Consider the following 12,381-nt stretch of genomic DNA (forward strand, 5'->3'; position numbering starts at 1 on the left):
TGAGTCCCTCGGAAAGGCGACGCTCGTCGGTATGGCCAGTCGCCGCACGGTGGACCTGGTCGAACTCGACAATCTGAGGATCGGCAATCAGGTGATCCATAACGTTGCCGCTCCCGTGCTCGAGAAAGAACATGTCGGCGCGGAGGGCATTATCGGGCTCGACAGCCTGCAGGATTTTCGGGTTCTGCTCGATTTCCGCAACGAGACGATCACGGTCGAGGATGTATCATCCAAGTCCAGCCGCAGGGGTTACGAGATCATCGTCCGCGCGCGGCACAAACTCGGGCAGCTCCTGATTACCGATGCACTTGTCGACGGGGTCAAGACCGTCGTGATCATTGATACCGGGGCCCAGGCAAGCATGGGCAACATTGCGCTGCGCGAAAAGATCCGCGCCCGCCGCGAGCACGAGGTCGAAACGATGGACGTCAACGGCGTCAAGCTGATGGCCAATTATTTCCTCGCACGGAGCCTCGAGATCCAGGGCATGGAACTGACCGACGTGCCGATAACATACGCCGATACCCCGGCCTTCGAAGCGCTCGGCCTACAGGACACGCCGGTCCTGTCGCTGGGCATGGAGCATCTCAAGCTGTTCGACCGGATTTCGATCGATTTCTCGAATAGCCGGATCATGTTCGATTTGCCGGGGAGAAAGCGCTGGCGTTCGTCGGACGCGACTGCCTCCCGCATGTGATCGCCGATCGGCAAATGTGCCAAAGCCTTGCCTGAACCCATCCTCGCGCCCACATTCGCCGCGAGATGCCGCCTGACGAGATCGATAATCGCCCGCTAGACGCCGAGGGCTGGCTCACGCTGCGGCGGTTCCTGCCCTATCTCTGGCCGCGCGATAATCCGACACTGCGCCGGCGGATCGTAGGTGCGATGATGCTGGTGCTCGCGGCGAAAGCCACGACGCTGGCGCTGCCCTTCGCCTACAAGCGTGCGGTCGATGCCATGACCACGCCGGACAACCAGGCGATGATGGTCGCGCTGGCGTTTGTCCTGGCCTACGCGGCGGGAAGGTTTGCCGCCGTCACCTTCGACAATCTGCGCAACATCACCTTTGAACGTGTCGGGCAGGAAGCGACCCGCCAATTGGCCGAGGACACGTTCGCCCGCCTTCACCAACTTTCGCTACGGTTCCATCTCTCGCGGCGCACCGGCGAGGTCACCAAGACGATCGATCGCGGGACCAAGAGCATCGATATCATGCTCTACTTCATGCTATTCAACATTGCTCCGACTGCACTCGAACTTATCGCGGTGGGCGTGATCTTCTACTTCAGTTTCGGCTGGGAGCTGGTCGCTGCAACCGCCCTTACCGTCGCCGCCTACATTGTGGTGACCCGCCAGATTACCGAATGGCGCAACGAACTGCGCAAGCAGATGAACGAGCTCGACGGCACTGCCCTGGCGCGTTCAGTGGACAGCCTACTCAATTACGAAACGGTGAAATACTTCGGTGCAGAGGCGCGCGAGCACAAGCGTTACGGCGAGTCGGCGCGAGCCTTCGCCGAGGCGGCAATCAAGTCGGAGAATTCGCTCGGCCTGCTCAATATCAGCCAGGCGTTGATCATGAACCTGCTGATGGGCGGCGCCATGGCCTTTACCGTGTGGCAATGGAGCAAGGGCGTTCTGACGACCGGCGATCTGGTACTGGTCAATACCTACCTGACGCAGCTGTTCCGCCCGCTCGACATGCTCGGCATGGTCTATCGTACCGTGCGCCAAGGGCTGATCGACATGAGCGCGATGTTCCAGTTGATCGATACCGACGCGGAAGTGAAGGATGCACCTGGCGCCCCGGCGCTGGTGGTGCGCCGCCCGACCCTTACCTTCGAGAACGTAGTGTTCGGCTACGAACCGGACCGGACAATTCTGCACGGGTTGAGCTTTGAAGTCCCCGCAGGCCACCACGTGGCTATCGTCGGCCCGTCGGGCGCGGGCAAGAGCACCATCGGGCGCCTGCTGTTTCGCTTCTACGACCCGCGATCCGGGCGCATCTTGATCGATGGGCAGGATATTGCGGGCGTCACACAGGAGAGCCTGCGCGCCGCGATCGGGATTGTTCCGCAGGATAGCGTGCTGTTCAACGACACGATCGGCTACAACATCGCCTATGGCCGCGACGGGGCGAGCGAGGAAGACGTCCGGCGCGCTGCCGAAGGCGCCGCCATCCTTCCATTCATCGAGCGCTTGCCGCAAGGCCTCGATACCGAGGTGGGCGAGCGTGGGCTCAAGCTATCGGGTGGAGAGAAGCAGCGGGTCGCGATCGCCCGTACACTGGTCAAGGATCCACCAATCCTGTTGCTGGACGAGGCGACCAGCGCGCTCGACACGCGAACCGAACAGGAAATACTTGCGACACTCCACCGCGTTTCCGAACGCCGCACGACCGTCGCCATTGCCCATCGCTTGTCGACCGTGGCCGATGCCGATCAGATCCTAGTGCTCGAGCAAGGTCGTTTGGCGGAACAGGGAACGCACAGCGCGCTGCTCGCCAAGGGTGCGCTCTATGCCGAAATGTGGGCGCGCCAGGCTGCCGAACGCGAGGAAGAACGCGACGCCGCCGAGTAGCAGGCGGCGCCGCGCCAGATGCCTACCCGCCGTCGGCTTGTCGCCTCAGATCGCTGCGCGAAAGATCGAGTTCGTCGATCGAGACCAGTTCGACATTGCTGCGCAAGGCCTTGAGGTCGTCGATGAAGTGGCGCGAATCTCCGACCACGATCAACGTCGCCCGATCGGGGTCGGCATAGCGACGCGCCGCCTCACTCGCCGCTTCGGAGGAGATTCCTGACAGTCGATCCGCATAGGCCGCTGCCTCATCGGGTGCGATTCCCTGCATCACCAGCCCGGCGACGATCGCGTTGAACCCGTTGCTGCTTTCGAGTGCCCGCGCGTTATTGCCCGAGAGGAACAGGCGCCGCGCTTCGAGCAGGTCGTCGTCCAGGGGCTCGGCACCAAGCCTCCCCATTTCGCCGAGGATGATCTTGGCAACCTCTGCCGCAGACTCGTTCTTGGTCTGGGCGCTCGCATAAAGAAACGAAGCATCGGCGCGATCGGGCACGCCCGAATAAGACCCGTAGCTGAGCGAACGCTTGGTTCGCACTTCCTCGAACAGCCTTCCGCTTGAACCGCCGCCGAGCACCGAGTTGGCGAGGTCGAGTGCATAATATGTCTCGTCCGAGCGCGAGACAGCACGCGTCGCCGCAAACACCGCCGCCTGACCAGCGTCTGGGATGTCGACCACGATGGTGCGAGCGGATTGTTCAGTACCCGCTGGTTGCACGATCGTCGCAGGAGCGGGTCGATTGACTGTCCAACTGCCAAAGAGATCGTTGGCGAGCGACTGGGCCGCGTCGGTTGAGATCCCCCCGCTCACGATGATCCGGGCCGTGCCAGGGTGCCACCAGGTCTCACGATGGGCGACGAGATCTTCGCGGGTGATCGAGGCGAGGCTTTCGACCGTCCCGCCGGTCTGCGTGCCATAGGGCGCATCGCCGTAGAGCGCGACATAGAGCAGCTTGCTAGCGACTGCGCCGGGGTCTTTCATTTCCACGGTCAGGCCATCGATCGTGCGCTTTCGTTCGCGATCGACTTCCCCTTGCGGGTAGGAGGCCGAGGTGACGACGTCTGCGAGAATCGCTCCGGCAGCTGCGAGATTCGCAACCGGTGCAGTCAGGCTGATGAATGTGCCGTCGGGATTGACCGTGGCGCCAAGCTGCGCGCCCAGGCCCTCTAGCTGCGACGCGATATCGGTCGCGGTCTGCCCGTCGGTCCCCTTGCCGGCCAATGCCGCCGCAAATTCCGCCAGACCAGCCTTGTCGCGCGGATCGCTTGCCGACCCACCCGGGAAGAGCACTGTCATGGTCGCGATCGGGACGTCCCCCGTCTGGGTCGCCACCAATTCGATCCCATTATCGAGTTCGGTTGCGACAATCGGTGGCACTGCCACATCCGGCCTCTTCCCCGGCGCGGGGGGTTCCTCGCGGACGCCTTCCGGCAATACTTGGAGCGGCTCGCCCGAAACCGGTGGAAGCGTGCGGTATTCAGGCAGGCGAACCGGGTTTGCATAGGACGACGGATCGTCTTCGCCGGCGACGTAGCGGAAATCCACCCGCGTTTCCGGCTCGAGCCATGCGTTGGCTACTCGGCGAATATCGGCGGGCGTCACTGCGGCCACTCCTGCGAGGCGCTTGTCAGCTGCGCGCGGGTCGCCCGTCGACACCAGCGCCTCGCCCAATTCAAAGGCCCTGCCGCGGGCGGTCTCGCGCTGGCGCAGCGCGCTGGCGAATATCTCGTTCTTGGCCTCGGCCAATTCAGCTGGGCTGACTTCGCTATCGCGCAGACGCGCGATTTCGGCTGCCAGGATCGCGTCGATCTCTTCGATGTTCGCCTGTGGATTCAGCGTGGCATATCCCGCGATATATCCGCCATCTTCATTCTCTGAGTAGAAGAAACTGGTGTCGACGGCCTTGCCGCTCCGCACCAGCCGCTCATCGAGCCGGCTATTCTCGCCGCGCGTCATGATCGCCGCGAGCACATCGAGTGCCGGCGCATCGGGATGGGTCGTTCCCGGGCCCCGCCAAAGCGAGCCACTGATCGGCAGCGGCACATTGGGCGCCGTCGCGACGAGGCTGCGCGGGCCGCTGCGCTGCGGCTCCTCGATCGTGATCGCGAGATCGACCGGGTTGGTGCGGCGCGGAATATCGCCGAAATACTGGTTCACGAGGCTGTGAAGGTCGGCAATCTGGAAGTTGCCGGCGACTATCAGGGTCGCGGTATCCGGTCCGTAGAAGGCCTGGTGAAAGGCGCGCGCGTCGTCGAGTGTCGCCGCGTCGAGGTCTTCGAGACTGCCGATCCCGGTCCGGCGATAGGGCAGGTGATCATAGGCGTTCTCGGCAACGACGAAGCGCATCCGGCCATAGGGCGGTGCGAGCACGCGCTGACGCAATTCTTCCTTCACGACGTCGCGTTCGCGATCGAATACTTCCTGGTCGATGACTGGCTTGAACATGCGTTCGCGGTGCGTCCACAGCATCCGTTCGAGATATTCGGCAGGGACCGTCTCGTAATAGTTCGTCCGGTCGCCACCGGTGGAGGCATTGCGCGTCCCCCCTACGTCGGCGGTCAGGCCGTAGATCATGTTGTAGGGCATGTTCTCGGTCTTGCGGCTGAGAATATGCTCAAACAGGTGGGCGAAACCGCTGCGCCCTTCGGGGTCATGCTTGGAGCCGACTTCGTACCACAGCGAGGTTGTCACCGTGGCCGTTGTCTCGTCGGGTATCGCGATCACGCGCAATCCGTTGTCGAGCGACCACTCAGTGAAGTCGATGACGGGTGCCGAGAGGGTCGGCGCTGCAGCCTCTTGCTGCTCGGCTCCAGCCGGAGCGGCCGCGACAATGGCCAGCGCAGCAGCGCTGCTAGCCAGAATATGCTTGATCATTGATGTGGCGTCCCCGTTGGCTTGAAACTGTCCTGCCTGCCTAAACGGACAGACTGCTTCGCCTCAAGCGAGAACTCGCCGAAATTCCCACCAACGGCCGATATTCTTCGACACGGCGCGAGTCGGCCAATTGGTTTCGTCCGGATGTTCGCTCAAAGGTTGCGCTGCACTGCACAATAGTCCAAGGCGCCGGAGAACAGGTCTGCTCATCTCTCTGCGGACCGCAAGACATCCCCTTTAGCTAGGTATATCCCATGACCCACCCCGGCATGCAGGCCGATGGTTGGTTCGCGAATATTCGCGCCGACATCCTTGCGGGCATCGTTGTTGCCCTCGCCCTGATCCCCGAAGCGATCGGTTTTTCGATCATCGCTGGCGTCGACCCGCGCGTGGGGCTCTATGCCTCGGTTGCGATCGCCATGGTCATTGCCTTTACCGGCGGGCGACCGGGCATGATCTCGGCAGCGACGGCTGCGGTGGCGGTCGTAGTGGTGCCGCTGGTGCGCGATCACGGGGTCGAGTACCTCTTTGCGGCAACGATCCTGATGGGCGTGTTCCAGGCAATTGCCGCCCTGCTGCGGCTCGACCTGCTGATGCAGTTCGTCAGCCGCTCGGTCATCACCGGCTTCGTCAATGCCCTCGCGATCCTGATTTTCATGGCACAACTGCCGCAACTCGATCCAACTGCCGACGGCATCGGCTGGATGACTTATGCGATGGTCGCGGCAGCGCTGGCCATGATCTACCTGATTCCGAAGCTCACCACCGCCGTTCCCAGCCCACTGATCGCGATCGTGGTCCTGACTGCACTGACGATCTGGCTTGATGCGCCGGTCAACACCGTGTCGGACATGGGCGAACTGCCCGAGGGCCTGCCCTATTTCATGCTGCCCGACGTGCCGCTGACCTGGGAAACGCTGCGCATCATCGCTCCATACGCGGCGACAATGGCGGCAGTCGGCCTACTCGAATCGCTGCTGACGGCGCAGATCGTCGACGACATGACGCACACCGGCAGCAACAAGCGGCGCGAGAGCGCTGGCCAGGGCATCGCCAATGTCATCGCGGCCCTGTTCGGCGGCATGGGTGGCTGCGCCATGATCGGCCAGTCGGTCATCAATGTGACCAGCGGAGGGCGTGGCCGCCTATCGACCTTCACCGCCGGCTTCGCGCTGCTGGTCCTGCTCGCCGCGCTGGGTGATCTTGTCGGCCAGGTGCCGATGCCGGCACTTGTGGCGATCATGATCATGGTCTCGATCGGGACCTTCTCGTGGAATTCGATCCCCAATATCGGCAAGCATCCGTGGCAGAGTTCGGTGGTCATGGTCACGACCGTTGTGGTCGTGGTTGCCACGCACAATCTCGCGCTTGGCGTGCTGGTCGGCGTCGTTCTTTCCGGTGTGTTCTTCACCCACAAGGTGATGACCATGTTCGAAGTCGTCCGCGAACGGGACGGAGATACCGCGATCTACCGCGCCAAGGGCCAGATCTTCTATGCCAGCGTTGACCGTTTCGAGGCCGCGTTCGGTCCCGAGGGCCTGCAGCCCGATCCGGCCGACCACGTCATCATCGACGTGCGCAAAGCACATTTCTGGGACATCTCGGCCATCGCCGCGCTCGACAAGGTGGTGGAGCGCATGCGCCGCAACGGCCGCAGCGTGCAGGTGCGCGGACTGAACCGGGCGAGTTCGGACCTGTTCGACAAGTTCGCGCTGACCGACAAGACCGGCGTGGAAATCGGACTGGCACCGCACCCCTAGGCAAAGATTGCCTTTGCACTCAGGGATCGGTGTTCCATACTCCGACCATGGCCGGGGGGAAGACACCTGTATTTCTGAACAAGATCGCGGTGCAACTGCGCGAGCAAAACTGGTTCGCCCTCGCGGCTGAATTCGTCATCGTGGTGGTCGGGGTATTCCTCGGTCTGCAGGCCGCGAATTGGAACGAGGAACGGCAGGAGCGGAAAGATGAGGGGGTGATCCTCACGCGGCTTCAGGCAGAAACAGCCACTCTTCTAGAGCTCGTTCGCAATGAACGCGAAGATCTGCAAACGAGAACGGACCTCTTCACGCAGGCCCAAAGCGTCATCTTCACTTCGGCTGATCCGCGGCCGCTAACCCCGTCCGAATGCAGCGCCGTAGCCGCATCACACATCTATCGGCGCGAAGCCGATCAGTTACCGATTCTTGAAGAGCTTCTGTCGACCGGGCGTTTCGACCGCCTGAAAGATGAAAGGATCAAGAACCAGCTGCGCCGCTATATCCTCTTTCGGGACCGACAGCGCGCCAATCACGAAGAACGCACAAACGAATTGTTCCGTCTCTACAGCCGCCATCCCGATGCGATCCAGATTGCAGCGCTCCCGAGGGGGTCGGATACGGAACTCGATTGGGGTTACATGAAGAATCCAGACCTGCGCTTCGCTCCGCAGTGCAATGTTGATCAGATGCGCTCCAACCGGCAGTTCCTTAACGAGCTTTTCGACAATATGGGCCGCAACGGGCATGTGCTGCTTGGCTACGAAGAGCGCGAAGCCATTCTAGTCGAACTTCAGCAGAGGCTGGACGAAATCTTTGAGTCCTGATCACCGGCTAGGCAGCAGACCTTGCCAGATCCGCTAGCAACGATAGCGCCTCCTCGCCGCGCGCGGCTGGTACGAAGGCATGGTCGTGGTGGAAGGCTGCAACCATGTTGCAGGCGATGCCAGCCTCGGCCAGCGCGCTTGCAACGGCAGCCGTCAGGCCGACGCCCTCTAAGGAAGAATGCACCATCAGCGTGATGCGCGCGAAGGCCGGACCCTCCTCGCCCAACTCGCGCGCCACCGGTTCGGGGACGATCGCGGTCACGCCTTCGTCTTCGCGAAATGTGCCGATCGCCGCGCCCAGCGCCTGCGGGGCGGTGTCGGGGGTAATGACCATGAAGCAATAGCGGACCGGATCGAGCCGCGGCGCCATTTGCGTCAGCATCTCGGATCGGTCCGAAATTGCCCCGCTCACAGGATATACTTGCTGAGGTCGCTATTGCCGGCGAGATCGGCGAGCTTGTCGCGCACATAAGCCGCGTCGATCTTTACCGTTTCACCGGTATGCTCTTCGGCCTCGAAGCTGATTTCTTCGAGCAGCTTCTCCATCACCGTCTGAAGGCGGCGGGCGCCGATGTTTTCGACGCTCTCGTTCACCTGCGCAGCAATCTTGGCCACTTCGGCCACTGCATCCTCGGTGATATCGAGCTCGACCTTCTCGGTGCCGATCAGCGCCTTGTACTGCTCGACGAGGTTCGCGCGGGTTTCACTCAGGATCCGCACGAAATCCTCTTCGGTCAGCGCGCGCAGCTCGACCCGGATCGGCAGGCGGCCCTGCAGTTCGGGCAACATGTCGGAAGGCTTGGCAACGTGGAACGCACCGCTCGCGATGAACAGCACGTGGTCGGTTTTCATCGGGCCATACTTGGTGGCGACGGTCGTGCCTTCGATCAGCGGCAGCAGGTCGCGCTGTACGCCTTCACGACTGACCGAACCGCCACGCACGTCGCTGACCGCGATCTTGTCGATCTCGTCGAGGAAGACGATGCCGTTGGTTTCGGCATTCTGGAGCGCGACCCGGGCGACGTCGTCCTGGTCCATGCGCTTTTCAGCCTCTTCGTCGACCAGCTTGTCCCAAGCCTCGGGCACTTTCAGCTTGCGCCGCTTGGTCGGCTTGCGACCCATCGCTTTGCCGAACATGTCGCTGAGGTCGATCATCGTCGCCCCGCCGCCCAGGCCCGGAATGTCCATCGGCATGTTGGGCGTCTCGCTGACGTCGATCTCGACCTCGGTGTCGTTCATCGCGTTTTCGACGATGCGCTCGCGAAAGGCCTCGCGCGTGGCTTCGCTGGCATTTTCGCCAACCAGCGCATTGAGCAGGCGCTCCATCGCGGCCTGGCTGGCGGCCTCGCGCACCGCCTCGCGGCGGCGTTCCTTCTCGAGCCGAATCGCCTCCTCGGCGAGGTCGCGCGCGATCTGTTCGACGTCGCGGCCGACATAGCCGACTTCGGTGAACTTGGTCGCTTCTACCTTGACGAACGGTGCTTCGGCCAGCTTGGCAAGGCGGCGGCTGATCTCGGTCTTGCCGCAGCCCGTGGGGCCGATCATCAGGATGTTCTTGGGCGTGACCTCGTCGCGCAGTTCGGCACCCAGCCGCTGACGGCGCCAGCGATTGCGCAGCGCCACGGCGACCGCGCGCTTGGCATCCTTCTGGCCGATGATGTGCTCGTCGAGTGCGGCGACGATCGCCTTCGGAGTGAGATTGTCGATCATGGGATAAATGAGCCTTAGACCGTCTCTACGGTCACATTGCCATTGGTGAAGACGCAGATGTCGGCGGCGACCTGCATCGCCTTACGCGCGATCACTTCGGCGTCTTCTTCATATTCGGTGAGCGCGCGGCCTGCAGCGAGCGCGTAATTCCCGCCCGATCCGATCGCGGCGATCCCGCCTTCGGGTTCGAGCACGTCGCCGTTGCCCGTCAACACCAACAAGGCATCCTTGTCGGCGACGATCATCAGCGCTTCCAGGTTGCGGAGGTATTTGTCGGTCCGCCAGTCCTTCGCGAGCTCCACCGCGGCGCGCATCAGCTGGCCGGAATACTGCTCGAGCTTCTTCTCGAGCCGTTCGAACAGGGTGAAGGCATCGGCAGTTGCGCCGGCAAAACCGGCCACGACCTTGCCACCCTCGCCGATGCGGCGGACCTTGCGGGCGTTGGGCTTCATCACGGTGTTGCCCATCGACACCTGGCCGTCGCCAGCGATCACGGTCTTACCGTCTTTCCTGACGCCGATGATGGTGGTCCCGTGCCACTGGATCAGGCCGTGGCTCGCTTTTTCCTCGCTCATGCGGCGGGATATGGGGACTTGAGCGCGCCGGTCAAGCGAACGCGCTCAATCGAGCTTGGCCTAACCGCCCGGTCCAGCTCCGCCACCGGGACCCGGGGCACCGACCTGGCCGATATTGCCGAACAGGTCCTCGAGGAAACCGCGCTCCCGACCCAGGGTCGGCGTTTCGTCGCCATCCGGGCTGATATAGGCCAGTTGCTCGACTCCGCTCGTTTCGGCTCTCACCACGTTGCCGGCATCGTCGAAGGATACCGCTAGCACCGAATGCGACTTGATCCGCGGGCGCACGAAAGGCTTACGGCCGGTAATGCTGGAAATGTAATACCAGGTCTTCTCACCATACTCGCTGACATAGCTCGGGCGCCCAAGAGTGCCTTCGACCGACTGGCGATTGTCGATCCCCGGCTGGATCGAATTGACCAGCACCGGATCGACCACGTAGCCGCGCGATTCGCGGATCGACGTGCATCCCGCGAGTCCGACGCCCATCGCCAGAACCAGGCCGAGTTTGAAAGCCTTCGCCCTATCCATCGAATCGCAAACCTTCTTTATCCTTGGGGGACACGTGGCGATTGCCCGCGCCCTAACCATTCCTATATGCGCCAAGTGCCTTAAGGCGATGGCGCGCGGCATGCAACGCCGCGTATTGCCGCCACTGGGCATTACGAATTGAATTGCGGCTGAACGCTGCGCAACGAGAGCTTTCGCCCCATGTCCTTTCTCTCCAAGCTTCTGGGAACCGAGCCCGACCCGCGCGAAGCGCTCCGTCCGCTGTGGCACAAGGTAGTGGAACTGGCTCGAGCGCCAGCCTGGTATGCAGAGTGCGGCGTCGCCGACACGGTTACGGGTCGGTTCGACATGATCACCGCGGTGCTTTCGGTGATGATGGTGCGGCTCGAGGCCAGCGACATGCGGTCCGAAAGCGCCTTCTTGGCTGAGCTGTTCGTCGACGACATGGACGGCCAGTTGCGCGAATTCGGCGTGAACGATGTCGTGGTTGGCAAGCGGATGGGCAAGCTGATGAGCCTTCTCGGCGGCAGGCTCGGCGCTTATCGGAGCGCCCTGGTCGAACGCGACGCGGCGAGGCTTTCGCAGGCGGTCGAGCGAAACACCAGTTTCGCCGAGGGCGGCTCCGCACAATGCGTTGCGGACAGGATGCTCGCACTCGCAGAGCGGCTCGCCACCATCGACGATCCCACCCTGATAAAGGCAGGAACGGCGGTATGAGCGAGAATGAACTCACGCGCATCGTCAAGGCGCGCCAACTACCGGCTGCGGCCATTGTCATCGATGCAGATGAAAACGAACGAACTGCGCTGGCACGGCGGTTCGGGATTCCCGCGGTCAACGCGATCCACGCGGAGATCTCGCTCGAAGAGGATGGCAAGGCGGTACTCGCGCGCGGCACTCTAACCGCCAATATCGTTCAGAACTGCGCGGTCTCGGGTGAAGAGTTCGAAGTTTCGATCGATGAGCCGCTGCTGATGCGATTCGTCAAGGAAGGGCAGATCGATCCCGCCCTGTCCGAAGACGAGGAGATTGAGATCGAGATCAGCCCGGAAGACTGCGACGAGATCGAATACTCAGGCGAATCTTTCGATCTCGGCGAGGCGGTGGCGCAATCGCTGGGCCTCGCGATCGACCCCTATGCCGAAGGGCCGGAAGCGGATGCTGTCCGTAGGGCGGCCGGAATCACGGGCGACGATACTCCTAGCGGTCCACTCGCCGATGCTTTGCGAGGGCTAAGGAAGGAATGACCCTTCCTCTCTTGAGGGCATCCTAATTCGGGCTCGGGAATCGGCTGTGTGAGCGCGTATGGGGCCGGAATGCTAACGGCGTCGGGGCACGATTCCCGCCTTTCCGGCGACTGTGACCTGATTGCGATTTACCGGTTATGCAACGGTTCGCCGCAAGATGCGCTCATGCCAACCATAGGATGGCTGGACTCTTCGGAACCGTTCATATGAGAGAAAGGTTAATCCGAACACTCGGCAAATCCATAGCGTTCATGTGCGGCCATTCGCCGCGCTAGTCACACAACGAGATCATGGAAATTCGATAGC

General features: G+C 62.4%; 11 protein-coding genes (1 of these 11 cut by a window edge). 6 read left to right on the forward strand and 5 right to left on the reverse strand.

Features of this window, described 5'->3' with window-relative positions; genetic code table 11:
• Both P7228_RS03765 and P7228_RS03770 read left to right on the forward strand, forming a co-directional pair.
• Positions 1-697, forward strand: partial view of an aspartyl protease family protein gene (locus tag P7228_RS03765; protein ID WP_278016879.1) — the 3' portion only. 251 nt of this gene lie to the left of the window's left edge; 697 of the gene's 948 nt are visible here — the last part of the coding sequence; its start codon lies off the left edge, out of view; the stop codon is at positions 695-697.
• Between the two features lie 65 nt (positions 698-762).
• Entirely contained in the window at positions 763-2,580 is a 1,818-nt protein-coding gene (locus P7228_RS03770; protein WP_278016880.1) for an ABCB family ABC transporter ATP-binding protein/permease, read from the forward strand.
• Between the two features lie 22 nt (positions 2,581-2,602).
• On the opposite strand, the gene P7228_RS03775 is transcribed toward P7228_RS03770, so the two are convergent.
• The gene (locus P7228_RS03775) at positions 2,603-5,449 is read right to left on the reverse strand and encodes a M16 family metallopeptidase (protein WP_278016881.1); all 2,847 of its coding nucleotides are present in this window, start codon (positions 5,447-5,449) and stop codon (positions 2,603-2,605) included.
• 254 nt (positions 5,450-5,703) lie between these two features.
• Here P7228_RS03775 and P7228_RS03780 point away from each other — a divergent pair, with 254 nt between their 5' ends.
• Both P7228_RS03780 and P7228_RS03785 read left to right on the forward strand, forming a co-directional pair.
• Positions 5,704-7,209, forward strand: coding sequence for a SulP family inorganic anion transporter (locus P7228_RS03780; protein ID WP_278016882.1), 1,506 nt, complete (start codon positions 5,704-5,706; stop codon positions 7,207-7,209).
• A gap of 29 nt (positions 7,210-7,238) precedes the next feature.
• A complete protein-coding gene (locus P7228_RS03785) occupies positions 7,239-8,033 on the forward strand; it encodes a hypothetical protein (protein WP_278016883.1) in 795 nt (264 codons plus the stop codon).
• Positions 8,034-8,040: 7 nt separating this feature from the next.
• On the opposite strand, the gene P7228_RS03790 is transcribed toward P7228_RS03785, so the two are convergent.
• Genes P7228_RS03790 through P7228_RS03805 form a run of 4 tightly spaced genes read right to left on the reverse strand, consistent with a single transcriptional unit; the run spans position 8,041 to position 10,849 of the window.
• A complete protein-coding gene (locus P7228_RS03790; RefSeq protein WP_278016884.1) occupies positions 8,041-8,445 on the reverse strand; it encodes an ACT domain-containing protein in 405 nt (134 codons plus the stop codon).
• Positions 8,442-9,743: an ATP-dependent protease ATPase subunit HslU gene (gene hslU, locus P7228_RS03795; protein WP_278016885.1), complete on the reverse strand. Its 1,302-nt coding sequence runs from the start codon at positions 9,741-9,743 to the stop codon at positions 8,442-8,444. Before hslU ends, P7228_RS03790 begins: the two co-directional genes overlap by 4 nt.
• 14 nt (positions 9,744-9,757) lie before the next feature.
• Positions 9,758-10,318 (reverse strand): ATP-dependent protease subunit HslV, encoded by a 561-nt coding sequence (gene hslV / locus P7228_RS03800; protein ID WP_278016886.1) that lies wholly within the window; start codon positions 10,316-10,318, stop codon positions 9,758-9,760.
• A 60-nt stretch (positions 10,319-10,378) separates the two neighbouring features.
• Positions 10,379-10,849, reverse strand: a complete 471-nt coding sequence (locus P7228_RS03805) for an outer membrane protein assembly factor BamE (RefSeq protein WP_278016887.1) — start codon at positions 10,847-10,849, stop codon at positions 10,379-10,381.
• Positions 10,850-11,029: 180 nt separating this feature from the next.
• Between P7228_RS03805 and P7228_RS03810 the strand changes: the two genes are divergently transcribed.
• Positions 11,030-11,545, forward strand: coding sequence for a ubiquinol-cytochrome C chaperone family protein (locus tag P7228_RS03810; protein ID WP_278016888.1), 516 nt, complete (start codon positions 11,030-11,032; stop codon positions 11,543-11,545).
• On the forward strand, positions 11,542-12,075 hold the full coding sequence (locus tag P7228_RS03815; RefSeq protein ID WP_278016889.1) for a YceD family protein: 534 nt from the start codon (positions 11,542-11,544) through the stop codon (positions 12,073-12,075). Before P7228_RS03810 ends, P7228_RS03815 begins: the two co-directional genes overlap by 4 nt.
• The last annotated feature ends 306 nt before the right edge of the window (positions 12,076-12,381 follow it).

The sequence above is a fragment of the Altererythrobacter sp. CAU 1644 genome (assembly GCF_029623755.1).
GTDB classification, from domain to species: domain Bacteria; phylum Pseudomonadota; class Alphaproteobacteria; order Sphingomonadales; family Sphingomonadaceae; genus Erythrobacter; species Erythrobacter arenosus.

Coding starts and splice junctions, on each gene's coding strand:
- P7228_RS03770 (WP_278016880.1), top strand. CDS start 763: ATGCCGCCTGACGAGATCGATAATCGCCCGCTAGACGCCGAGGGCTGG.
- P7228_RS03775 (WP_278016881.1), bottom strand. CDS start 5,449: ATGATCAAGCATATTCTGGCTAGCAGCGCTGCTGCGCTGGCCATTGTC.
- P7228_RS03780 (WP_278016882.1), top strand. CDS start 5,704: ATGACCCACCCCGGCATGCAGGCCGATGGTTGGTTCGCGAATATTCGC.
- hslU (WP_278016885.1), bottom strand. CDS start 9,743: ATGATCGACAATCTCACTCCGAAGGCGATCGTCGCCGCACTCGACGAG.
- hslV (WP_278016886.1), bottom strand. CDS start 10,318: ATGAGCGAGGAAAAAGCGAGCCACGGCCTGATCCAGTGGCACGGGACC.
- P7228_RS03805 (WP_278016887.1), bottom strand. CDS start 10,849: ATGGATAGGGCGAAGGCTTTCAAACTCGGCCTGGTTCTGGCGATGGGC.
- P7228_RS03810 (WP_278016888.1), top strand. CDS start 11,030: ATGTCCTTTCTCTCCAAGCTTCTGGGAACCGAGCCCGACCCGCGCGAA.
- P7228_RS03815 (WP_278016889.1), top strand. CDS start 11,542: ATGAGCGAGAATGAACTCACGCGCATCGTCAAGGCGCGCCAACTACCG.